The following is a 23,882-nucleotide window of genomic DNA, read 5'->3' on the forward strand; positions in this document are numbered from 1 at the left end:
ACAAAAAGCAGCCTGCGGGCTGCTTTTTTTATGGCAAGGCCCTGAACCGGGCAGTTTTTTAAGTGCGGGCATTGTCAGCGGCAGTTTTCTGTAGGATTATGCAGGTTTTGAAAAATTTGCCACTGTTTGCAAAAGAGGAACTCCATGAGTCACGTGGACAACGAAGTACGTCCCAGTAACTTCATTCGCAACATCATAGATGAAGATTTGGCCAGCGGTAAGCACACCAGTGTGCACACACGTTTTCCGCCGGAGCCAAACGGCTATCTGCACATCGGCCACGCCAAGTCTATCTGCCTGAACTTCGGTATAGCGGAAGATTACAAGGGCCAGTGCAACCTGCGTTTTGATGATACCAACCCTGAAAAAGAAGACATCGATTATGTGAATTCGATTCAGGAAGACGTTAAGTGGCTCGGATTCCAGTGGGATGGCGAGGTTCGCTACTCATCCAACTATTTCGATGAGCTTTACGGCTATGCGGTTGAGCTCATCAACAAGGGCTTGGCCTATGTGTGTTTCCTCAACGCCGAAGAAACCCGCGAATACCGTGGCACGCTGAAAGAACCGGGCCGTAACAGCCCATATCGTGACACCTCACCCGAAGAAAACCTGGCGCTGTTCGAAAAGATGCGCGATGGTGGCTTTAAAGAAGGTGAGTGTGTGCTGCGTGCCAAAATCGATATGGCATCGCCCTTCATGTGCATGCGCGACCCTGTGATTTACCGCGTGAAATTTGCCCATCACCATCAGACCGGTGACAAGTGGTGCATCTATCCGATGTACGACTTTACCCACTGTATCTCAGACGCGCTGGAAAACATCACTCACTCCCTGTGTACGCTGGAGTTCCAGGACAACCGTCGTCTGTACGACTGGGTGTTGGATAATCTCAATGACTTCCAGGCGCCAAACCGTACCCGTCAGTACGAGTTTTCACGTCTGAATCTTGAATACACCCTGATGTCCAAGCGCAAGCTGAACGATTTGGTGGTACGTGGTCTGGTGTCCGGTTGGGATGACCCACGTATGCCAACCATTGCCGGTCTGCGTCGCCGTGGTTACACCCCGGCCTCTATCCGCGAGTTTTGTCAGCGCATTGGTGTGACCAAGCAGGACAACCTGGTGGAAGTGGGCATGCTGGAGGCCTGTATTCGTGAAGATCTCAACGAAAACGCCCCACGTGCCATGGCGGTTATTCGCCCCATCAAGGTGATCATCGAGAACTTCACCGCCCCTGAACTTGAGTATGTGAAGGCACCTGTGCACCCCAACCTTGAAGAGATGGGTGAGCGTGAGTTGGCTTTCGGCCGTGAGATTTATATCGACGCCGCCGACTTCCGGGAAGAAGCCAACAAGCAGTACAAGCGCTTGGTGCTGGGTAAGGAAGTGCGTCTGCGTAATGCCTATGTAATCAAGGCTGAGCGCTGCGAAAAAGACGCCGAAGGCAATGTCACCACTGTGTACTGCACTTACGATCCCGAGACCCTGGGCCAAAACCCAAGTGACGGTCGTAAGGTAAAAGGTGTTATTCACTGGGTGGAAGCCACAACCGCACTGCCTGCTGAGTTCCGCCTGTATGACCGACTGTTCAATGACGCCAATCCGGCCGCGGCCGATACCGTGGATGAAGTGCTGAATCCGGGTTCTCTGGAAGTGGTTCATGGCTTTGCCGAAGCGCCACTGGCCAATGCCAAGGCCTCACAGGCGTATCAGTTTGAGCGTGAAGGTTACTTCTGTGCTGACAGTAAAGACTCCGCACCGGGTAAACTGGTTTTCAACCTGACCGTCGCTCTGCGCGAATCTTTCTGATTGGGTAGATAACTGAAAAAGGCGCCATTGGCGCCTTTTTATTGAAGAAAAACTCTCTGCTGCTTTGAATTACTCAAACCTTAAATTATTGAAGCATTGGGCCAAAACCCAGACTCCATAAAATCACGCTGCCTGCCATCAGAGCAACGAGTAACACAAGACCTGCTGTTACCACAGAGCTCGCATAAATAAAGCCTTTTTCTTCTGGAATATTCATGATGATGGGCACCCCGGTGTAGAGCAGGTAAACCGAGTAGGCGAGCCCAATGAGGCCAATCACCATCATAAACCAGAGCACAGGATACAGCGCCGACAGGCCCACCATAAAGAGTGGCGTGGCTGTGTAGGTGGCAAGCTCAAGTGCCTGGGTAAAGTCAGGCTTTGCATCGAAGGTAATGGCCATCCAATGTGCCAGGTAGGCAAGACCAAACACACCGGCTATCAAACCGAAATACATACCCACAGACATGTAGATGGCACTTTGACTGGTCAGGAATAAGGGCTCTCCTGCGCCCGGATTCCAGCCGATATGGGCCATGGCAAAGTAACTGCAAATAGGTGGAATAAGTGCAATGAGCAATAGATGACTCATGCTGCTTTTCAGTGCTTCGTGATTCTTTTCAATTGTCTGCCACTCTTCTTTTGGATGAGTGTATAACCCCAATAAGTGATTCAGTACCATTATAATTATCCTTGTTCAGCAGTGATCCCCGAGCTCGCCAAACTGCAGACGAGCCTGTTACAGCTCTGAGATTATTTATTGAACAAAAATTGACATCCGTCAAGGTGGGTCAGACTTGCTACTGTTAACGCGCGAGCTAACTCAGTAGAATGGCGGGCTTTAATAAATGAGGGAAATTGTGTGATAGAGCAGTTGTTGGCGCCAGTCAGGGCATTTCTTGCCTGCGAAACCCCGGATACCTGGATTGAAAAAGCCAAAGACCCCAGTGTGTTACAGTCCATTTTGGTTGACCATTGCAACTGTGAGCTCAAAGCTGCACAAATGGCCCTGTTCTTGATCCGTAAATATGCGGTGGATCCTGACTGCAGCCCCGCGCTGCTTGCCTGGGCCAAACCTTATGAAGAGTTTGTCTATCACAAAGACAGGGATATGGCGGCCTTTCTGGCCCGAACAGGGAAAAAGAACGAACTGGCGACAGAGCTTAAACCCAAGTCAGGCTTTGCGTTTGGCGACGAACTGATTGCCAGAATGGTGCGGCTGATTAAAGAAGAGTTTCATCATTTCGAGCAGGTGCTTGAAATCATGCATGCCAGAGATATTCCCTATACCAACATCAACGCCGGACGTTATGCCAAGGGGATGATGAGCCACGTGCGTACCAGTGAGCCCGCAACCCTGGTTGATAAGCTTATCGTAGGTGCCTTTATCGAGGCCCGCTCCTGTGAGCGTTTTGCCAAGCTGGCGCCTTTTATGGATGAAGAACTGGAGCGCTTTTACGTGTCGCTTTTACGTTCAGAAGCCCGGCATTATCAGGACTATTTGACCCTCGCCGAGATGATTGCAGGGGAGAACATCGACCAGCGAATCGCTTACTTTGCCAAGGTGGAGGCAGCGCTGATTGAAGGCGCCGATGAAGAGTTTCGCTTTCACAGCGGTGTGCCGCAAAGCTGATAGCCTTTAATCCGCGATAAGTGGCTTCGCCTGAAGGTTTGGCCCTGCTAAAGTCATTTCCAAAACACTGCTTTGGCTGTACCAGTCTCCCACCACAATACGGGTACCGGCACTTTCATGGTGTATGGCAGGTCTGTGGGTATGGCCATGGATCATCTGCCTGCAGCCGTGCTTTTGCAAAAGGTTGGCAACGGCGTGGGGTTCGGCATCCATGATGTACTGACTCTTCAGCTGATTGCCTGCCTTGCTTTTGGCTCTGAGATTAGCGGCGATGCTCAATCGCTTGCTTTGGGATAGCTTGCTGTATATCCACTTCACCCAGGGCTGGTTTCTGAACCAGCGAAAGCGCTGGTAGCCCTTGTCGAGGGTACAGAGACTGTCGCCGTGCAGCAGCAGGGTGGGAATGCCGTAAAGCTCAATACGGTGAACTTCATCGAGAAGCTGCATTTTACTGATGGCAGCAAACTGCTTGCCAATCAAAAAGTCACGATTTCCGTGAATAAAGTAAATCGGGATTTTGCGACTGAGCGCGGCGATATCGGCTGCTATGTCCAACGCAAAGGGTTCGGCAATATCATCGCCCACCCATACTTCAAACAGATCCCCGAGAATGTACAGTGCATCCACATCATCGAATGACTGGGAGAGGAACCGGCGAAACGCGGCGGTAATATCGGGGCGATCTGCACTCAAATGCAGATCGCCGATAAAAAGGGTGCGCATCTGACCTGAATTAGCCTTCGATGCTGACCTTTTGGATAACAACGGCTTCCAGCGGCACGTCCTGGTGCATACCACGGTTGCCGGTGTTTACGCCCTTGATGGCATTCACTACGTCCATGCCTTCAACCACTTCACCGAACACGCAGTAACCCCAGCCCTGCATGGACTCAGATTTGAAGTCCAGGAAGGTGTTGTCGTTCACGTTAATGAAAAACTGGGCAGTGGCAGAGTGTGGGTCAGAGGTGCGGGCCATGGCAATGGTGCCCACCTTGTTGGACAGACCGTTGTTGGCTTCGTTTTTCACAGGCTCATGGGTGCGCTTTTGCACCATATCTTCGGTAAAACCGCCGCCCTGGATCATAAAGCCATCGATAACACGGTGGAAAATAGTGCCATCGAAGAATCCCTCGCTGGCATAGCGCTGGAAGTTTTCGGCAGTGACCGGTGCTTTTTCGTGGTTCAGGGCGATTTTGATATCGCCAAAGTTGGTGTGCAATGTGATCATCGTTGCGGTACTCATTTGAAAGTGTCGGCGGATTCTAACTTATCTGGAACGGCCCTGAAAGTGCAGTATTCAAGGGCTTTTGAGCATGATAGACTCACAAGCCTGATTTTACACCCAATGCTTAGCGGAAAGAGAGCAAGAATGTTGAAGATATACAATAGTATCAGTCGTCAAAAAGAGGAGTTTAAACCCATACAGCCAGGCAAAATTGGCATGTATGTTTGTGGTGTGACGATCTATGACCTGTGCCACATTGGCCATGGTCGTACTTTTGTGTGTTTCGATATGATTGTGCGTTATCTGCGTTACCGTGGTTACGAGGTGAATTATCAGCGCAATATCACCGACGTGGACGACAAAATCATTAAGCGCGCCAATGAAAACGGCGAAAGCTGCGATAGCCTCACCGAGCGTTTGATTGGTGAAATGCATGCCGATTTCGATGCACTGAATATGGTGCGTCCAAGTTTTGAGCCCCGCGCGACCCTCCACATCGACGAAATCATCGACATGGTGACCCGTCTGCTCGACCGTGGACATGCCTACGTTGCTGCCGATGGCGACGTGCTGTTTGACGTGTCGTCCTATGCCGCGTACGGCCGCCTGTCTGGGCAGGACCTCGAGCAACTTCAAGCCGGTGCCCGTGTTGAAGTGGATGAGAACAAACGTAATCCAATGGATTTCGTACTGTGGAAAATGTCCAAGCCCGGCGAACCGACCTGGGAATCCCCATGGGGCCCGGGTCGCCCAGGCTGGCACATCGAATGTTCGGCCATGAACAGCAAGCACCTCGGTTTGCATTTTGATATCCATGGCGGCGGCAGCGACTTGCAGTTTCCACACCATGAAAATGAAATTGCCCAGTCTTGCTGCGCCCACGACACGCCTTATGTGAACACCTGGATGCACACAGGTATGGTGATGGTTGACCGTGAGAAAATGTCCAAGTCCCTTGGCAACTTCTTTACCATCCGTGATGTATTGGGACACTACGATGCCCAGACAGTGCGTTACTTCCTGCTGTCCGGTCACTATCGCAGTCAGCTGAACTACAGTGAAGACAACCTGAAGCAGGCTCGCGCTTCCCTCGAGCGTATGTATACCGCACTGAAAGGTCTGGACCTGAGCGTTGAAGCTGCCGGTGCTGACGAGTTCGTCAGCCGTTTTGTTGCTGCCATGGACGATGATTTCAACACCCCAGAGGCCTATTCGGTCCTCTTTGATATGGTGCGCGAAATCAACCGTCTGAAAACCACAGATATGGCAGCCGCATCTCAATTGGGTGTGGCACTCAAAGACCTTGCCGCAGTTCTCGGTATTTTGTCTTCCACCCCAGAGGCTTTCCTCCAGGGCGATGGCAATGCCGACGAAGTGGCGGAAATTGAAGCCCTGATTGTTGAGCGCAACCGTGCCCGCGCCGAAAAAGACTGGCCAGCGGCCGATGTAGCCCGCGACCGATTGAACGCCCTTGGGGTTGTGCTTGAAGACGGTCCTGAAGGCACCACCTGGCGCAAGAAGTAAAGCGCTGCTTGCCAATAAAAAACGCCTGCAATCGCAGGCGTTTTTTATTGGGGCATCTATATGTTGCCGCCTTTACTCTGACACCTTTTGCCAGAGTAAAGGCATCCACTCAGTCGTGATAGTTTTCCGCGGCGTAGAGGGTGTTCTCCAACAGACTCGCAATGGTCATTGGGCCCACACCACCGGGAACCGGGGTAATAAAGGCAGCGCGCTTCGCGGCCACATCAAATTCCACGTCGCCTACCAAACGGCCGTCATCGAGACGGTTGATACCCACGTCAATCACAATGGCGCCTGGCTTGATCCAGTCGCCGGGAATAAAGTTGGGTTTGCCCACGGCCACAACCAGCAAATCTGCCTGACGCACCTTATCTTCAAGGTTCTTGGTAAAGCGATGGCAGGTGGTTGTGGTGCAACCTGCAAGCAGCAGTTCCAGTGTCATGGGGCGGCCAACAATGTTAGAGGCGCCAACCACAACGGCATCCAGACCATAGGTATCCACGCCGGTGGAGCGGATAAGGGTCATGATGCCCATGGGGGTGCAGGAACGCAGTACAGGAATGCGCTGTGCCAATCGGCCCACATTATAAGGGTGGAAACCGTCGACATCCTTATCGGGACGAATACGCTCAATCACCTTGGAAGAGTCGATGTGCGCTGGCAGCGGCAATTGCACCAGAATACCATCGATGGCCGGGTCTTCATTGCAGCGGTCAATCAGCGCAAGCAGCGCTTCTTCGCTGGTGGTGTCGGGCAGGTCAAAGGACTGGGATAAAAATCCGACCTCTTCGCAGGCCTTGCGCTTGGAGCCAACATAGACCTGAGAGGCGGGATCCAACCCCACCAGGATTACGGCAAGACCCGGAATGCGCTGGCCGGCCTCTTTACGGGCTTTTACCTTGTCGCTGAGGGTAGTGCGAATGGCACGGGCAATGGCCTTGCCATCGATATTTTGGGCTGTCATGGGTGTAGGGCTTCCTGTATTCGACTGTGTTAAAACAGCCTGAAGTTTTTAGCGCGCACATTCTACCAGCCAAGGGCCACAGTGTCATTGTCCCCATTGGCGACAAATCCCGATAACTCTGTATTGTTCTATAATTCGCCAGGCAGATTTTAGCCTTAAAAAAATCGTTGACGGGTGTCAGGTGAGGGGATAAGATGCGCTCCGTTCTGACGTAAGGCGTCAATAACAGAACGATTTCGGTGATTAGCGCAGTCCGGTAGCGCATCTGCTTTGGGAGCAGAGGGTCAGAGGTTCGAATCCTCTATCACCGACCAAATTATAAGTCGATGCAGGTATGCGTCGATTCCCCGGATAGGCTTCAACGTTTGTTGATACCTTGCGCCCGTAGCTCAGTTGGATAGAGCATCCGCCTTCTAAGCGGATGGTCGCAGGTTCGAATCCTGCCGGGCGTGCCATAAAATTCAGTGGTGACTGTAGCTCAGTTGGTAGAGTCCCGGATTGTGATTCCGGTTGTCGTGGGTTCGAGCCCCATCAGTCACCCCACTTCTTCAGAAGGTTAAAAAGCGGCCAATGGCCGCTTTTTTTCTGGCTGTATTCGCCGGTTTCAGGCTCGACTCAAGCAATATCGGTGGCTATAATGTCGCGTCTTGATAACTGTCAACCATGAGCGACCAGTGCCGACGCGCCCGTCGTGACAGGCATTAAAGTCAATTTAAAAGATCAAGAAACGAACACCTTAATAGTTGAACACTCGGCTATTTACAAAGGACGTTAGACATATTTCGAGGTAAAACAATGCAAGTTTCTGTTGAAACAACTCAAGGCTTAGAGCGTCGCCTGACCATCTCTGTACCTGCCGAGCAGATCGAAAAACTGGTTAACGAGAGCCTGAAGCGCGAAGCCAAGCGTGCCCGTATCCCTGGTTTCCGTCCTGGTAAAGTACCTATGAGCGTTGTCAGCAAGCGCTACGGCGCCGCTATCCGTCAGGATGTCACTGGCGAGATCATGCAGCGCAATTTTGTTGAAGCCATTATTGCTGAGAAGCTGAACCCAGCCGGTGCCCCTACCTTCATGCCAGGTGCAAGCGATGCCGACAAGTTCGAATTCGTTGCCACGTTCGAAGTGTATCCAGAAGTAGAACTCAAAGGTCTGGACGCCATCGAAGTTGAACAGCCAAAAGCTGACGTGACTGATGCTGACGTAGACAGCATGATCGAAACCCTGCGCAAGCAACACGCTACCTTCGACGCCGTTGAGCGTGCCGCTGAAGAAGGCGACAAAGTAGTTATCAACTTTGTTGGCAGCGTAGACGGTGAAGAGTTCCAGGGTGGCAAGGCCGAAGGCTTTGAGCTGCAACTGGGCAGCGGCCGTATGATCCCTGGCTTCGAAGAAGGCATCAAAGGCCACAAAGCCGGCGAAGAATTCGAAATCGACGTGACCTTCCCTGAGGAATACCACGCTGAAAACCTGAAGGGCAAAGCGGCCAAGTTCGCTATCACCCTGACTGAGGTGAAAGCGGCTAACCTGCCAGAAGTGAGTGACGAGTTTGCCAAGCTGTTCGGTATCACCGATGGCGGCGTTGAGGCCCTGAAAGCCGAAATCCGCAAGAACATGAGCCGTGAACTGGAACAGGCTCTGAAGGCCAACGTGAAAGAGCAGGTGATTAACGGTCTGCTGGCTGCCAACGACATCGAGCTGCCAAAAGCCCTGATCGACGGCGAAATCAACGTACTGCGTCGTCAAGCCGTTCAGCGTTTTGGTGGCAATGCAGCCAACATGCCTGAGCTGCCAGCTGAGTTGTTTGCTGAGCAAGCCGAGCGCCGCGTAAAAGTAGGTCTGCTGCTGGGCGAAGTTATCAAGTCTACCGAGCTGAAAGTAGAAGAAGATCGCGTTCAGGCGCTGATTGCTTCCATGGCTTCTGCCTATGAAGATCCAGCCGAAGTGATTGAATACTACAATGGCAACAAAGAGCTGATGCAGAACATGCGCAACGTGGCTCTGGAAGAGCAAGCCGTTGAAGCGCTGCTGAAATCTGCAAAAGTGACCGAGAAGGAAGTTGCTTTTGAAGAATTTATGAACAAGGCTACCGGCCGCGCATAACAGCAGCTTGACTTGATTGGCGTTAAGCCATTTATAATGGCTCGTATGAGGCTCCTCATGCGGGCCATTTTTATTTAGGGAAGGGATAAATGCATAACGCACCGGAATCAGTATTCAATGCGCTCGTGCCTATGGTGGTGGAACAAACTGCAAAGGGTGAGCGTTCCTACGATATCTATTCACGTCTGCTGAAAGAGCGAGTCATCTTCCTGGTCGGCCAGGTTGAAGAACACATGGCTAATCTTATCGTAGCGCAGTTGCTGTTTCTGGAATCCGAAAACCCTGATAAAGAGATCTATCTTTATATCAATTCACCGGGTGGCAGCGTAACTGCGGGTATGGCGATTTACGATACCATGCAGTTTATCAAACCCAAGGTCAGCACTGTATGTATTGGCCAGGCCTGCAGCATGGGCGCGTTTCTGCTTGCTGGCGGTGAGAAAGGCATGCGTCATTGTTTGCCAAATTCCAGGGTAATGATCCACCAGCCATTGGGTGGTTTCCAGGGACAGGCATCGGATATCGCCATCCATGCTCAGGAAATTTTGGGTATCAAACACAAGCTCAACCAGATGTTGTCGCACCATACAGGCCAGCCGATGGAAGTCATTGAGCGTGACACTGACCGCGACAATTTCATGAGTGCAACCCAGGCAGTCGAGTACGGTCTGATTGATTCAGTGCTGACCAGTCGCTGATTTTTGCATCGCTCTGGGCTAAGCTCAGATTGAAAGGTTGAGATAGAGAGAGAAGCGACTGACAGGTCGCAAACGGGGTAAACTAATGGGTGATAACAAGACTGGTGATGGCGGCAAGCTGCTGTATTGCTCTTTCTGCGGAAAGAGCCAGCACGAAGTGCGAAAGCTGATCGCCGGACCATCCGTGTACGTCTGCGACGAGTGTGTTGAGCTTTGCAACGACATCATTCGCGAAGAGATTAAAGAGATTTCGCCAAAGCGGGATCAGGACAAGCTGCCGACGCCTCATGAATTGAGAGCACACCTTGATGACTACGTCATTGGCCAGGAAAAGGCCAAGAAGGTGCTGTCGGTGGCTGTATATAACCACTACAAGCGTTTGCGTAATGCCGGTCCCAAAGATGGGGTTGAGCTGGGTAAGAGTAATATCCTGCTGATAGGCCCCACTGGTAGCGGTAAGACCCTGCTGGCTGAAACCCTGGCGCGTTTTCTCAATGTGCCTTTCACCATGGCCGATGCCACTACCCTGACCGAAGCCGGTTATGTGGGTGAAGACGTTGAGAACATCATTCAAAAACTGCTGCAAAAATGCGATTACGATGTGGAAAAGGCCCAGCGTGGCATCGTCTATATCGATGAAATCGATAAAATCAGCCGCAAGTCCGACAACCCGTCCATCACCCGTGATGTGAGTGGTGAAGGGGTGCAGCAAGCCCTGTTGAAACTGATTGAAGGCACAGTCGCGGCTGTGCCACCTCAGGGCGGCCGTAAGCATCCGCAGCAGGAGTTCTTGCAGGTTGATACCTCCAAGATCCTCTTTATCTGTGGTGGCGCCTTCGCAGGCCTTGAGAAGGTGATTGAGCAACGTACCCATACCGGTAGCGGTATCGGTTTCGGCGCTCAGGTGAAGGGTAAGGAAGAAAAAGAGAGCATGTCTGACATTCTCTCGCAGGTGGAGCCGGAAGATTTGGTCAAATATGGCCTTATCCCAGAGTTCATCGGTCGTCTGCCCGTAGTTGCGACCTTGGCCGAACTGGATGAAGAGGCGTTGATTCAAATCCTGTCTGAGCCCAAGAACGCCCTCACCAAGCAATATGCCGCTTTGTTTGAGATGGAAAATGTTGAGCTTGAATTCCGTGAAGATGCCTTAAAGGCGATTGCCCGGAAGGCCATGTCACGCAAGACCGGTGCACGTGGTTTGCGCTCGATTGTAGAAGGTATTCTGCTGGATACCATGTATGACCTGCCTTCTCAGCAGGGAGTCAGCAAAGCCGTGGTAGATGAGTCAGTGGTCAAGGGCGAGTCTGCACCGATTCTGATTTATGAGCAGACTGAGTCTCAGGCGGCCAGCGGCGACCAATAATTGCCCATCCGCATTGAAAACACGAATAAAGGAGTCCAATTGGGCTCCTTTTTTACATTTATGCCATTGAAAGGGCCAAAACAGCCCCAATATACTCGGATATAGTCCATCTGATACGGAATCGAATTATGTCCCAAGAGCGTGAAGCGCATTTCGAATTGCCGGTATTGCCATTGCGAGATGTGGTGGTGTACCCCCATATGGTCATTCCGTTATTTGTGGGTCGTGAAAAGTCTATTCGCTGCCTTGAAACGGCCATGGCCCAGGATAAGCAGATCATGCTTGTCGCACAGCGAGATGCCGATCTGGATGAGCCCGGTGCTGACGATATTTTTGAGGTGGGGACCATCGCCTCCATTCTCCAGCTGCTCAAACTGCCTGACGGCACAGTCAAAGTACTGGTTGAAGGCGGTCGCCGCGCCCGTGTTGCCCGTTATACCCAGGAAGAGCCTTTCTTCATCGGCCGCATAGAAGAGTTGCATTCGGCGCCTTTGGAAGACAAGGAAGAAGAGGTGCTGGTACGCAGTGCCATCGCCCAGTTTGAAGGCTACATCAAGCTCAATAAAAAAATCCCGCCCGAAGTGCTGACCTCCATGTCCGGCATTGATGAGGCCGCACGTCTTGCCGATACCATGGCAGCCCATATGCCGCTCAAGCTTGAAGACAAGCAGTCGGTGCTCGAAATGGTAAACGTGGGTGAGCGTCTTGAGTACCTGATGGCCATGATGGAAGGCGAAATCGATTTGCTGCAGGTGGAGAAGCGCATCCGCTCCCGCGTGAAAAAGCAAATGGAGAAGAGCCAGCGCGAGTACTATCTGAATGAGCAAATGAAAGCCATTCAGAAGGAACTGGGTGATCTTGACGAAGGCCATGACGAATTTGAAACCCTCAATCGCAAGATTGAGGAGGCCAAGATGCCGGCCGATGCCAAAGACAAGGCTCAGGCAGAGCTGAATAAGCTGCGTATGATGTCACCCATGTCCGCAGAAGCAACTGTGGTGCGCTCTTATGTTGATTGGATGACCTCAGTGCCCTGGTTCGAGCGTTCTAAAATCAAGCGCGACCTCTCCAAGGCCGAGCAGGTGCTCAACGCCGACCACTACGGTCTTGAAAAGGTTAAAGAGCGTATCCTCGAATACTTGGCAGTACAGACACGGGTGAAGCAGCTCAAAGGCCCTATCCTGTGCTTGGTTGGTCCACCGGGTGTGGGTAAAACCTCCCTTGGTCAGTCCATCGCCAAGGCGACCGGACGTAAGTATGTGCGCGTGGCCCTGGGTGGTGTGCGTGACGAAGCCGAAATTCGTGGTCATCGCCGTACCTACATTGGCTCTATGCCAGGCAAGATTATCCAGAAGATGGCCAAGGTTGGAGTGAAGAACCCACTGTTCCTGCTGGATGAAATTGATAAGATGAGCTCCGACATGCGCGGCGACCCGGCTTCAGCCCTGCTGGAAGTATTGGATCCCGAGCAAAACGCCACCTTCAATGATCACTATCTGGAGGTCGATTATGACCTGTCCGATGTGATGTTTGTGGCCACCAGTAACTCCATGGATATTCCAGGCCCCTTGCTGGATCGTATGGAAGTCATTCGTCTGTCGGGTTATACCGAAGATGAAAAGCTCAACATCGCCAAGCAGCACCTGTTGCCAAAGCAGGTTGAGCGCAACGGCCTTAAGCCTAATGAAATCAGTGTCGACGACGGCGCTATTCTGGGCATTATCCGTTACTACACCCGTGAGGCAGGTGTGCGCGCCCTTGAGCGTGAACTGTCGAAGATTTGCCGTAAAGTCGTGAAGCAAATCCTGCTGGATAAAGCGGTGAAACACGTGGATGTGACCGGTGAAAACCTTAAGTCGTTCCTGGGTGTTCAGCGCCACGACTACGGCAAGGCCGAGTCCAACAATCAGGTAGGGCAGGTAACAGGGCTTGCCTGGACTCAGGTGGGTGGCGACCTGCTGACCATTGAAGCGACTTCGGTGGCGGGTAAGGGCAAGCTCACATACACGGGCTCTCTGGGTGACGTGATGCAGGAATCGATTCAGGCTGCCATGACAGTGGTGCGTGCCCGTGCGGAGCAACTGGGTATCAACCCTGACTTCTATGAGAAGCGGGATATTCATGTGCACGTGCCTGAAGGTGCGACGCCCAAGGATGGTCCATCAGCCGGTGCCGCCATGTGTACCGCACTGGTTTCAACCCTCACTGGTAACCCGGTGCGTGCCGATGTGGCCATGACAGGTGAGATTACCCTGCGCGGCGAAGTGCTGCCCATTGGTGGTCTCAAGGAAAAACTGCTGGCCGCTCATCGTGGTGGTATCAAGCATGTACTTATTCCCAAAGAAAACGAACGTGACCTTGAAGAAATCCCAGCTAACGTGGTGGCAGATCTGCAAATTCACCCGGTGCGTTGGGTGGACGAAGTGCTGAAACTGGCACTGGAGCGCCCGATTGAGGGGTTCGAAGTGGTCAAAAATGCCGGATAAGGCAAAAAAGTGCGCTACAGGCTTAAAAAAAGTGAAAAAAGGGGCTTAACAAACCCTTGACCTGTGGTAGCCTAGGTTCGTGGAGAGCCAGTACCTCCCAAACCCTTGGCAGGGCTGGCTTTGAGCTGTATCCAACTTTAATTCTTTGCTTTTTCGTTGACGCTTGAACTTTAGTTTCAAGCTTGTTATAAAAGCCTCCGCAGACCGCTCTAGAGAAGGATTTGGTTGCGGCGCAAAAATTACATTCAAGGGGATGACATGAATAAATCTGAACTGATCGAGAAAATTGCTTCTGGTGCCGACATTTCCAAGGCCGCTGCCGGTCGCGCATTGGACTCTTTCATCGCTGCTGTGACCGAAGGTCTGAAGGACGGCGGTAAAATTTCCCTGGTTGGTTTTGGTACTTTTGAAGTTCGTGAGCGTGCTGAGCGTACCGGCCGTAACCCACAGTCTGGCAAAGAGATCAAAATCCCTGCTGCCAAGATCCCAGCATTCAAAGCTGGTAAAGCTCTGAAAGACGCAGTCAACTGATACTGACTCGCCTTTGTAGGCTTTCGTTCTTCAAGCACTGCCAATGCAGTGCTTTTTACGAATTGAAGGGGCCGCGCAAACTAGCCCGGCACCGGAGTGACGAAGCATTCAAGGTCATTCCTGAAAAGTTACATAAAGGCGCATCCTCCAAAAGATGCGCTTTTTTATTTCAATCACAAGAGTAACAAGCGGGACGTCTGATGTTAGAAAAGATCCGTGAAGGTGCCCAGGGTACCATTGCCAAGAGCATTCTGGTGCTGGTCATACTTTCTTTTGCCTTTACCGGTGTGAGCAGCTATCTGGGCTCCTCGACCGAACCTGCGGCTGCCACAGTGAATGGCGAGGAAATCCCCGTCTCAGCGCTGGAGCAAGCCTATCAAAACGAAAAGGCACGTATGGAGCAGCAACTGGGCGAAATGTTCCAGACCCTGGCCGCCGATGATAACTATCTGCGTTCCATCAGACAGGGTGTGCTTGAGCGCATGATTGCCGACAAGTTGCTGGACCAAACCGCCATCGAGTTGGGTTTGCGCATATCCGATGAGCAAATCAAGCAAGCCATCATGGAAGAGCCCGCATTCCAGACAGAAGGTAAGTTCGACAACGAGCGTTATCTGGCTATCCTGCGTCAGCTGGGTTACCAAACCAACAGCTTCCGCGACATGATGCGTGTCGACATGACCCGTCGTCAGCTGGTGAATGCTCTGATAGCCAGTGAGTTTGTGCTGCCATCTGAGGGCAAGGCTGTTGCCGAGCTTCAGGGCCAGACCCGCGATCTGCGCTACCTTGTAGTTGAGTCTCAGCCATTCGAAGCCGGTGTAACCGTGACCGACGATGAGGCCAAGAGCTTCTACGAAGCCAATCCTGATCAGTTTATTAACCCTGAGCAGGTGAGCCTCGAGTACCTGACTCTGTCGGCCAAGTCGCTGGCCGATGATGTTACTGTGACCGACGAGCAGGCCAAAGCCTACTACGACGAACACATGAGCCAATACAAGACACCAGAAAAACGCCTGGCAGCCCACATCCTGGTGAACCTGGGTGATGACGAAGCGGCAGCTCAAGCCAAGGCTGAAGCTATCTATGCCAAGTTGCAGGGCGGCGCCGATTTCGCTGAACTGGCCAAAACCGACTCTGAAGATACCTTCAGTGGTGAACTGGGTGGTCAGCTGGACTGGTTTGAACAGGGGGTTATGGATCCTGCGTTTGACGAAGCCCTGTTTGGTCTCGAAAAAGGTCAGTATTCTGCCGTGGTGAAAACCGACTATGGTTTCCACATCATCAAGTTGCTTGACCTGCAAGGCGGCGACCAGGCCAGTTTCGATGAAGTTAAAGATCGTATTTTCGCCCAGATCAAAGAAAAAGACGCGCTGGACAAGTTCTACAGTCTGCAGCAAAAACTGGCCGACACCAGTTACGAAGTGCCAGACAGCCTGACCGACGCCGCCAAAGCCACCGGGCTCGAAGTGAAAACCACTGGTCTATTCTCCCGTGAAATGCCACCGGTTGAAATCAGCAACCCCGCGCTTATCAAGGCCGCTTTCTCTGAGCAGGTACTGCTGAGCGGCATGAACAGCGATGTGATTGATCTGGGTGATAACAATGTGGCCGTGGTGCGTGTAAAAGAGCACAAGCAAGCCGGAACCTTGCCATTTGACGAGGTAAAGGCCGGTATCGTGGCTCGTCTGACCCAGGACAAGGCCAATGACGCAGCCAAACTGCAGGCGCAGGAGCTGCTGGCCAAGTTCAAGGCCGGAGAAACATTGGAATTGACTGCCAAGACCAAGGTTGCCCGTTTTGATCGCGAACTGGACCCATCCATAGTGAACAAAGGCTTCCAATTGGCTGTAGGCGGCGCTGATACCATCAATATGGCCTCGGGTTATGCCCTGGTAGTGCTGGATAAGGTTAATGCCGCAGAAGGCGTTGAAGACGCGCTGGTGCAGGCACTGTCTCAGCGTCTGAACAACCAGTACACTGAGCTTGCTTATCGTGGTGTTATCGACTCGCTGAAGGCAAAAGCTGAAATCAGCTACGCTGCCGAATAACGGAAAGTTTCAGCGTTAAAAAGCCAGCCCAGGGGCTGGCTTTTTTGTATTTGGGTTTCTTGTCACTTTACCGATGTAGCCAATGACAAATAGCAGCGGATTTCACAGGCGCCAGTCTATCGCGGTTTTCCCCTGACGTTGCAACACGTCATTGGTCTGGGCAAAGTGATTACAACCGAAAAAACCTCTGTGCGCCGAGAGTGGTGACGGATGAGGCGCTCGCAGCACCCTGTGCCTGTTGCTGTCAATCAGGCCTGATTTTTTACCCGCATGGCTACCCCAGAGTAAAAATATGACACCCTGGCAATGTGTGCTGATGCCGCGGATCACCGCATCGGTAAATTGCTCCCAGCCGAGATGGGCGTGGGAATGTGCCTGACCCCGCTCCACCGTCAATACGGTGTTGAGCAGCAGTACTCCCTGATATGCCCAATGGCTTAAGTCTCCGTGGGAAGGCGTGATAAAACCGGGGATGGAGCTTGCCAGCTCCCTAAAGATGTTCTGTAGTGAGGGTGGCGGAGGACAGGGCGATTTTACTGAGAAACACAGGCCGTGCGCCTGATTGGGGCTGTGATAAGGGTCTTGCCCCAATATGACCACCTTGACCTGTTCCAGGGGCGTAAAGCGAAAGGCATTAAAGACTTCGGCCTTGGGAGGATACACGGTAACGCCCGCGCGTATACGCTCATCGACGTACTTGAGGGTGTCCTGAAAGTAGGGCGCCCTTTTTTCATCACCAAGAAGTTGCTGCCAGTCCACTTTGCTTCCTTATTGTTGAATCAAGGCATCTATTATGCTGATTTCCGGCCATAAAAAAACGCCGCAGTGCGGCGTTTTTCAAAGCGTTTGTGCTTACAGCTCAATCACATCGAACTGAACTTCTGGATTGACGTCGGCGTCGTAGTCGATGCCTTCAATGCCAAAACCAAACAGCTTGATAAACTCAGCCTTGTACTCGAAGTAGTCAGTCAGTTCAGGCAGGTTTTCGGTGGTGATCTGTGGCCACAGGTCGCGGCAATGCTGCTGAATGTCTTCACGCAGTTCCCAGTCATCCAGACGCAGGCGATTGTCTTCGTCCACCTCTGGTGCGCTGCCATCAGCCTTGTACAGGCGTTCAGAGAACATACGCAGGATTTGTTCCATACAGCCCTCATGCAGGCCTTCGGCACGCATCTTCTTGAATACCATGGCGATGTACAGCGGCATCACAGGAATGGCTGAAGAGGCCTGAGTCACCACGCTTTTGAGCACAGCCACGTTGGCGCTGCCACCCTTGGCTGCCAGCTTGTCGTTCAGGGCGTGAGCGGCGCGGTCGAGATCCATTTTGGCCTTACCGAGAGCGCCGTGCCAGTAAATAGGCCAGGTCAGCTCGGTGCCAATGTAGGAGTAAGCCACTGTCTTGCAGCCATCAGCCAGTACTCCGGCTTCATCCAGGGCGTTGAGCCACAGTTCCCAATCCTGACCACCCATTACGGTCACAGTGTCGGCAATTTCCTGCTCGGTGGCGGGTTCAACACTGGCTTCGATGATGGTGTCTTTGTTGGTGTCCACCGCGGTAGAGCTGTATGGCTGGCCGATAGGTTTCAGTGAAGAGCGCACCAGCTCACCGCTGTCAGGGAGTTTACGCACAGGCGAGGCCAGTGAGTACACCACCATGTCGATTTGACCCAGGTCGGCTTTAATCAGCTCAATCACTTTAGCCTTGGCTTCATGGCTGAAGGCATCGCCGTTCAGGCTCTTGCTGTAGAGACCTTCAGCTTTGGCAAACTTGTCGAATGCGGCTGAGTTGTACCAGCCGGCAGTACCGGGCTTGGACTCGGTACCGGGTTTTTCAAAGAATACGCCTATGGTGGCTGCACCGCTGCCAAAGGCTGCCGCGATGCGGGAAGACAGACCGTAACCACTGGAGGAGCCGACAACCAGCACGCGCTTGGGACCATTCACGATTGGGCCACGGGCCTTGGTCAGATTGATCTGTTCCAGCACATTGGCTTCACAGCCTACCGGATGAGTGGTGGTACAAATAAATCCACGAATTTTTGGTTTGATAATCATGTTTATGCTTCTTCAGTCAACACTGGCAATAGAATAATGACTTGAGCGGCCGAAGGCAGCTCCTTTTTTACAATTCACCCCGGTGGTTGGATGAGTTCAGCGCTTTCGCACCTGACGGGTTTGCTCTGCAATCAGTCTGGCGGTGTACTCATGCTCCGGGCTTTCAAATACTTTTTGTACTGGTCCCTTCTCAATCAGCTGCCCCTTGTGCAGTACCATGATTTTATCGCTCACATGGCGCACCAGATTAAGGTTGTGGGATACGAAGATGTACGACAGGCCCATTTCCTTTTGCAGGTGTAGAAGCAGATTAAGAATCTGCGATCGTACCGAGAGGTCAAGAGCGGTCAGGGCTTCGTCGGCAATAATCACCTTGGGGCTGAGCATCAGCGCCCGTGCCACGGCCACCCGCTGCTTTTGCCCTTCAGAAATCATGTGCGGGTAAAAGTCTGAATGCTCGGGTAAGAGCCCAACTTTGCGCAAGGTTTCGGTAACGAGCACGCTGCGCTCCAGGGCGGACATCCCGGTATTGAATCTTAACGGCTCTTCGAGCAGCTCACCGATAGTGAGACGAGGGTTAAGCGACGTGTTGGGATCCTGAAAAATCATGCGGATAAGCCGGCATCGCTGCTTTAAATTACGGCTCTCCAGTGACGCACCTTCGAATTGGATATCACCGCTGGAGCGCTGCTCCGCGCCTACCAAAATTCGCGCCAGGGTACTCTTTCCTGAGCCCGCTTCGCCAACAATCGCCAGGGTCTCGCCGCGGCCAAGCTCGAAGGAAATGGGCGCCAGGGCCTCGTTATACTGACGTTTGAAACGCCGATAACCGGTAAAATAGCGTTTTGACAGGCCTGTTACCTTAAGCAGCGGTGTCGTCATTGTTCGTCTCCGTGCGATAGGGGAAGTGGCAGGCATAGTATCTGTCTTTCTGGTGTTGCAACTGAGGCTGATGGACACATTCCCGTCTGGCCTCGGGGCAACGTGGACCCAGGCGGCAGCCTATTGGTAAATGCTGCAGTGCAGGCGCTGAGCCCGGCAGCACTGGCATCAGACTCTTATGGGGCAAACTGCCACGATAATCGGGCAGATGGTCCATCAGGGCCTTGGTATAGGGATGCAGCGGTTCACGGATGAGCTCGTCAATGGGGCCGGATTCCATCACCTGACCACAGTAGAGCACCGTCAGGTTGTTGCACCAGTCGGCCAATGTCTCCAGCTCATGGCTAATCATCAAAATGGTTACGCCCTGCAGCTGATTTAGCTGGGCCAGCAGGCGGAATATCTGCGCCTGGGTGCTGGGCTCCATGGAGTTGGTGGGCTCGTCGGCAATCAGCAGCCTTGGCTGATTGGCAAGGGCCATGGCAATCATTACCTTTTGGCATTCGCCTTCTGATGTTTCCCAGGGATAAGAGGCCATTACCCGCTTGGGGTCTTTGATGCCCACCTTGTGCAACCATTTTTGTGCGGTCAGGCGCCGCTCACGGCCACGTCGCCAAAAGGGCGTATTCCTGTCGGTGGGCATGGCTTCAATCAGCTGGGTACCTATGGTAATTACAGGGTCAAGGCTGCCTGATGGGTCCTGAAAGATCATCGCCATGTCTTTGCCCATGAGATTGCGACGTTCCACATCGCTCATTTCCATGAGATTGCTGCCATCCCACATCATGCGGTCGGCGGTAATGGTCCAGTTAGGACCCGGAATACCCAAAACGGCCCGGGCAAGCAGACTGCGCCCTGAGCCCGACTCGCCCACCAAGCCATGAATTTCACCGGCATGGAGCATCAGGCTGACTTTTTCCAGCGCCTTGACCCGCCCGTGTGGGGTATCGAGTTCGATGGTGAGATTTCGAATATCCAATAGCGGCATAATCAGTTCTTTATCGGCGCAAGGGCCGAGCGTAATCCATCACCCACCAGGTTAACGGCAAGGACGGTAAAGAGTATCGCGAGCCCGGGGATTGTCATGGTCCAGGGCGCGGTAAGCAGGTTGTCCAGCCCCTGAAACACCATGGCTCCCCATTCGGGGCTCGGCGCCTGAGCACCCAGATTCAAAAAGCCCAGCGCGGCGATATCCAGAATCGCCGTGGAAATGGCGAGGGTGGTTTGAATAATCACCACCTCCCAGACATTGGGCATGATCACATACCAAAAGATTTGTGCACTGTTGGCGCCATCGAGACGAGCGGCAGTCACATACTCTTTTTGCAACTCTTCGTGGATGGCCTGATGAATGGCGCGCACAAACTGCGGGGTGAGGGCAATACCCACAGCCCAAAACACGTTGCCAAGCCCAGGCCCAAGTACTGCTACCACCAGAATGGCCATCAAAAGTGAGGGAATGGACAAGAGCGCATCCAGGAGGTGGCCAAGAATACTGGATTTAATGCCTTTCATCATGCCTGAGATGGCACCTATGACAAAGCCAAGCAGCAGTGCTGTGATGACCACAGCCAGGGACATGCCGAACGTCAGCTGTACCCCATGAAGGATACGACTGAAAATATCCCGGCCCAAATCGTCCGTACCCAAAAAGTGCTCCACAGTGCCGGCGGGATCCCACGATGGGGGCAGCAGCAAGGCTTTGGGGTTTTGGGCCTCTGGACTGAAGGGGGCAAGCCAGGGGCCAAACAGGGTAAAAAACAGAAGGCCTACAATGACCCAAAGCCCGGCAAGCGCAAAGGGATTGGATGCAAACGTCTGCCAGAGCCGCCTCATGGGAGACGGGATGTCGTCTTCCTGATAAATTTTAATTTGAGGCATAAAGTTCTTTCCTGCTCAGCGGGTTAGAAGCTGTGTGTATCACTTCTATCAAAATACTCAGGAAGATAATCAGCAGCGCAACGGCCAAAATCCCGCCTTGAATAACCGTATAATCACGCTGATAAATGCCCGATACCAGCCAGGAGCCCACGCCAGGCCAGGAGAAAATAACCTCTACCACAATCGCGTAGCTGGCGAATGCGCCGAGCATCAGGCCCAGATGTTTCAGCAATGGGATAAGGGCATTGGGCAGCGCGTGGCGCAAAATGATGGTGCTGGTATGCAGGCCCCTTGCTTCGGCCGCGCGTATATAGGTTTGATTCATCACATTGACCATGGCAGCACGGGTAATGCGCACCACCACAGTGAAAGGCAGCACCGCCAGTGTCGCTGCCGGCAGCACTATGTGTGCCAGGGCATCTTTGAACGCCGAGATGCGGTAGCTCGAGTCCGACAACAGGGTGTCAATCAGCATAAACCCGGTGACGGGTTTGATTTCGTAAAGCAGGTTAATCTGGCCCGAAATAGGCAACCAGCCAAGACGTACACCAAACCACAGCGACAAGGATAAACCGAGCCAAAATACCGGGATTGAATAGCCTGTCAGGGTAATGGCCATAATCGCATGCTGGGTCAGCTTATGCTGGTTAAGGGATGCCAGCACCCCAAGTGGGATCCCAAGAAGCAGTGCCAGTAAGCCTGAAAAACACGCCAGTTCAAAGGAGGCCGGTAGCACAGTGGCCAGCTCTTTGGCGACGCTCTGCTGGGACGTGGTGGAAATCCCCAGGTTGCCGGTAAGCCGCTGCTGAATGTAGGCGATATACTGGCGAAATTCTGACTTATCCAGCTGATAATCATCGATAATTTGCAGTGCTTGCTCGCCTGAGGGGTTATCGATGCCAGTCAGGGCGAAGACCCTGTCTGTGGGGAAATGGCTCGTCGCTATAAATAGAATGCTTACCATCAACAGTGACGTGGCAATAAAGAGGTTAAGCCTGCGGATAAGATAAATACCCATCAGTTCTCCTCCCCGGTTGCCGGCTGAATGTCGGCGAAGGCGATACCGCCAAAAGGCGTCACCGGCATATGGCGGATATTGGTGCGATGCACCAGTGAGCGTTTGGCGTGGGCAAAGGCAAAGAGGGGCAGTTCTTTGGCGACAGTGGCCTGTGCCTCCTGATAGAGCGCGGTTCGCTCCAATCTGTCGGTGGTCGAACGGGCCCTCGACAATAGCTGGTCAAAAGCCGGGTTGCACCAACGTGAGCGGTTACTTCCCGACGCCATGGAGGCGCAGCTCAGCAGCGGGCTGAAAAAGTTGTCCGGGTCGCTGTTATCGGCATTCCAACCGATAAGCACAGAGTCATAGTTGCTCTGATTCAGTTTTTGGGTAAATACCGACCAGTCGTAACTGATGATATTGGCCTTGACACCAATATTGGCTAAATCCGCCTGAATCAGCTCTGCCGTTTTCAGCGCATTGGGGTTGTATGCCCTGGCAACCGGCATGGCCCAGATATCAATACTGAGGTTGCGAATACCGGCATCGGCAAGCAGGGTCATGGCTCTGGAAGGGGAATAATCAATATCAAGCTCATAATCCCTGGCGTACGCCCAGGAGGAGGGCGGCAGCAGGCTCTGGGCCTCAACGGCGGTATCCTGATAAACGGCTGCAAGAATATTGCGCTTATCGATGGCCAGTGAGAGGGCTTTTCGTACCCGCACATCATTGAAGGGGGCTTTTTGGGTATTGAATGCCCAGAAGGCCACGTTAAGGCCCGGCTTGGACTCGAGGCTGAGATCCGGATGGGCTTCAATCAAATCAAGTTCGCCCGCCTTGGGCAGTGCCGACACACTGCAATCTCCGGTGATGAGCTTTGATAAGCGCACTGTGCTCTTGGAGGTAATGTCATACACCAGCATCTCAATTTCAGGGGCTTTTCCCCAATAATCGTCGTGGCGGCGGTAGCGAATATATTCGTTCTTTACATATTCCACCAAACGGAATGGCCCAGTGCCTATGGCCTGAGAGTCCAGCTGTTCTGGCGTGCCAGCCCGGAGTTGCTGCGCGGCGTATTCGGCTGACAGTATGACGGCAAAATCGGTGGCAAGATTCGATAAAAACGACGCATCTGTGTGATTGAGTTTAAATACCACCTCATGATCACCGGCCTTGGTGACCGACGCGACCTGATTGGCAAAATCGATGCTTTGGAAAAACGGATATCCACTGCGGGAAACCCAGTGGAAAGGATGATCATCATCGAGAATGCGATGAAATGAAAACAGCACATCATCAGCATTGAGTGGGCGACTGGGGGCAAATTTGGCTGAGTGATGGAACTGTACGCCCTGGCGTAATACAAAACGATATTCAAGGCCATCGTCGCTGATGCTCCAACGCTCGGCCAGCGCAGGGACTATTTTGCCTTCTTCGGCGTCGTAATCCACCAAACGGCTGTATATCTGGTGTGATGTGGCATCAATGGTGGTGCCGGAAGTCACCGTCTGGGGATTGAATGATTCAGGGTTGCCTTCGGAACAGTAAACCACCCCGGGGGGCAATTGCTGATGGCCACAGGCCGCGAGCCAACCACCGAGAAGGGGCAGCAATGCAAACCGATAGAGCCGGGTTGTCAGCGCATTCATTAAAGAATCGTTATTGATGTAAGCGGTAATGATT

At 52.7% G+C, this 23,882-nt stretch carries 20 protein-coding genes and 3 tRNA genes; 12 read left to right on the forward strand and 11 right to left on the reverse strand.

The window, feature by feature from the left end:
* Positions 1-144: 144 nt before the first annotated feature.
* Positions 145-1,812 carry a glutamine--tRNA ligase gene (gene glnS / locus JQC75_RS05975; protein ID WP_203326533.1) on the forward strand — a complete coding sequence of 556 codons (1,668 nt, stop codon included), beginning with the start codon at positions 145-147 and terminating at the stop codon, positions 1,810-1,812.
* 85 nt (positions 1,813-1,897) lie between these two features.
* On the opposite strand, the gene JQC75_RS05980 is transcribed toward glnS, so the two are convergent.
* Positions 1,898-2,494, reverse strand: coding sequence for a Yip1 family protein (locus tag JQC75_RS05980; RefSeq protein ID WP_203326534.1), 597 nt, complete (start codon positions 2,492-2,494; stop codon positions 1,898-1,900).
* Between the two features lie 183 nt (positions 2,495-2,677).
* Here JQC75_RS05980 and miaE point away from each other — a divergent pair, with 183 nt between their 5' ends.
* Positions 2,678-3,445 (forward strand): tRNA isopentenyl-2-thiomethyl-A-37 hydroxylase MiaE, encoded by a 768-nt coding sequence (gene miaE, locus JQC75_RS05985; protein WP_203327139.1) that lies wholly within the window; start codon positions 2,678-2,680, stop codon positions 3,443-3,445.
* A gap of 6 nt (positions 3,446-3,451) precedes the next feature.
* On the opposite strand, the gene JQC75_RS05990 is transcribed toward miaE, so the two are convergent.
* Both JQC75_RS05990 and JQC75_RS05995 read right to left on the reverse strand, forming a co-directional pair.
* Entirely contained in the window at positions 3,452-4,168 is a 717-nt protein-coding gene (locus JQC75_RS05990; protein ID WP_203326535.1) for a UDP-2,3-diacylglucosamine diphosphatase, read from the reverse strand.
* Positions 4,169-4,178: 10 nt separating this feature from the next.
* Positions 4,179-4,673: a peptidylprolyl isomerase gene (locus tag JQC75_RS05995; protein WP_041409708.1), complete on the reverse strand. Its 495-nt coding sequence runs from the start codon at positions 4,671-4,673 to the stop codon at positions 4,179-4,181.
* Positions 4,674-4,814: 141 nt separating this feature from the next.
* Between JQC75_RS05995 and cysS the strand changes: the two genes are divergently transcribed.
* A complete protein-coding gene (gene cysS, locus JQC75_RS06000) occupies positions 4,815-6,194 on the forward strand; it encodes a cysteine--tRNA ligase (RefSeq protein ID WP_203326536.1) in 1,380 nt (459 codons plus the stop codon).
* 109 nt (positions 6,195-6,303) lie between these two features.
* On the opposite strand, the gene folD is transcribed toward cysS, so the two are convergent.
* The gene (folD, locus tag JQC75_RS06005; RefSeq protein WP_203326537.1) at positions 6,304-7,158 is read right to left on the reverse strand and encodes a bifunctional methylenetetrahydrofolate dehydrogenase/methenyltetrahydrofolate cyclohydrolase FolD; all 855 of its coding nucleotides are present in this window, start codon (positions 7,156-7,158) and stop codon (positions 6,304-6,306) included.
* A 237-nt stretch (positions 7,159-7,395) separates the two neighbouring features.
* Here folD and JQC75_RS06010 point away from each other — a divergent pair.
* The 9 genes from JQC75_RS06010 (at position 7,396) to JQC75_RS06050 (ending at position 16,384) form a co-directional block, all read left to right on the forward strand.
* Positions 7,396-7,472, forward strand: a tRNA-Pro gene (locus tag JQC75_RS06010).
* 64 nt (positions 7,473-7,536) lie between these two features.
* Positions 7,537-7,613 (forward strand) — tRNA-Arg (locus tag JQC75_RS06015).
* Between the two features lie 12 nt (positions 7,614-7,625).
* Positions 7,626-7,701: transfer RNA gene (locus JQC75_RS06020), tRNA-His, on the forward strand.
* A gap of 252 nt (positions 7,702-7,953) precedes the next feature.
* Positions 7,954-9,258 (forward strand): trigger factor, encoded by a 1,305-nt coding sequence (gene tig / locus JQC75_RS06025; protein ID WP_203326538.1) that lies wholly within the window; start codon positions 7,954-7,956, stop codon positions 9,256-9,258.
* 89 nt (positions 9,259-9,347) lie between these two features.
* The gene (clpP, locus tag JQC75_RS06030) at positions 9,348-9,956 is read left to right on the forward strand and encodes an ATP-dependent Clp endopeptidase proteolytic subunit ClpP (protein ID WP_011759340.1); all 609 of its coding nucleotides are present in this window, start codon (positions 9,348-9,350) and stop codon (positions 9,954-9,956) included.
* A gap of 85 nt (positions 9,957-10,041) precedes the next feature.
* Positions 10,042-11,319: an ATP-dependent protease ATP-binding subunit ClpX gene (gene clpX / locus JQC75_RS06035; RefSeq protein WP_203326539.1), complete on the forward strand. Its 1,278-nt coding sequence runs from the start codon at positions 10,042-10,044 to the stop codon at positions 11,317-11,319.
* 128 nt (positions 11,320-11,447) lie between these two features.
* Positions 11,448-13,805, forward strand: coding sequence for an endopeptidase La (lon, locus tag JQC75_RS06040; RefSeq protein ID WP_203326540.1), 2,358 nt, complete (start codon positions 11,448-11,450; stop codon positions 13,803-13,805).
* Positions 13,806-14,063: 258 nt separating this feature from the next.
* On the forward strand, positions 14,064-14,336 hold the full coding sequence (hupB, locus tag JQC75_RS06045; protein WP_011759343.1) for a nucleoid-associated protein HU-beta: 273 nt from the start codon (positions 14,064-14,066) through the stop codon (positions 14,334-14,336).
* Positions 14,337-14,536: 200 nt separating this feature from the next.
* Entirely contained in the window at positions 14,537-16,384 is a 1,848-nt protein-coding gene (locus tag JQC75_RS06050) for a SurA N-terminal domain-containing protein (RefSeq protein WP_203326541.1), read from the forward strand.
* 102 nt (positions 16,385-16,486) lie between these two features.
* Here the strand turns inward: JQC75_RS06050 and ung are convergent, their stop codons facing one another.
* From ung to JQC75_RS06085, 7 genes are all read right to left on the reverse strand, one after another.
* Positions 16,487-17,143 (reverse strand): uracil-DNA glycosylase, encoded by a 657-nt coding sequence (gene ung / locus JQC75_RS06055; protein WP_203326542.1) that lies wholly within the window; start codon positions 17,141-17,143, stop codon positions 16,487-16,489.
* Positions 17,144-17,236: 93 nt separating this feature from the next.
* Complete coding sequence (gene fabV, locus JQC75_RS06060) at positions 17,237-18,439, reverse strand: enoyl-ACP reductase FabV (RefSeq protein WP_203326543.1); 1,203 nt, start codon at positions 18,437-18,439, stop codon at positions 17,237-17,239.
* A 96-nt stretch (positions 18,440-18,535) separates the two neighbouring features.
* Positions 18,536-19,321, reverse strand: a complete 786-nt coding sequence (locus JQC75_RS06065) for a peptide ABC transporter ATP-binding protein (RefSeq protein WP_203326544.1) — start codon at positions 19,319-19,321, stop codon at positions 18,536-18,538.
* Positions 19,302-20,309: a peptide ABC transporter ATP-binding protein gene (locus tag JQC75_RS06070; protein WP_203326545.1), complete on the reverse strand. Its 1,008-nt coding sequence runs from the start codon at positions 20,307-20,309 to the stop codon at positions 19,302-19,304. Before JQC75_RS06070 ends, JQC75_RS06065 begins: the two co-directional genes overlap by 20 nt.
* Positions 20,310-20,311: 2 nt before the next feature.
* The gene (locus tag JQC75_RS06075; protein WP_203326546.1) at positions 20,312-21,202 is read right to left on the reverse strand and encodes an ABC transporter permease subunit; all 891 of its coding nucleotides are present in this window, start codon (positions 21,200-21,202) and stop codon (positions 20,312-20,314) included.
* Positions 21,189-22,220 (reverse strand): ABC transporter permease, encoded by a 1,032-nt coding sequence (locus tag JQC75_RS06080; RefSeq protein ID WP_203326547.1) that lies wholly within the window; start codon positions 22,218-22,220, stop codon positions 21,189-21,191. The genes JQC75_RS06075 and JQC75_RS06080 overlap by 14 nt, the downstream gene beginning before the upstream one ends.
* A complete protein-coding gene (locus JQC75_RS06085; RefSeq protein ID WP_203326548.1) occupies positions 22,220-23,848 on the reverse strand; it encodes an ABC transporter substrate-binding protein in 1,629 nt (542 codons plus the stop codon). The genes JQC75_RS06080 and JQC75_RS06085 overlap by 1 nt, the downstream gene beginning before the upstream one ends.
* Positions 23,849-23,882: the final 34 nt, after the last annotated feature.

It is taken from the genome of Shewanella litorisediminis, from assembly GCF_016834455.1.
Lineage (GTDB): Bacteria > Pseudomonadota > Gammaproteobacteria > Enterobacterales > Shewanellaceae > Shewanella > Shewanella litorisediminis.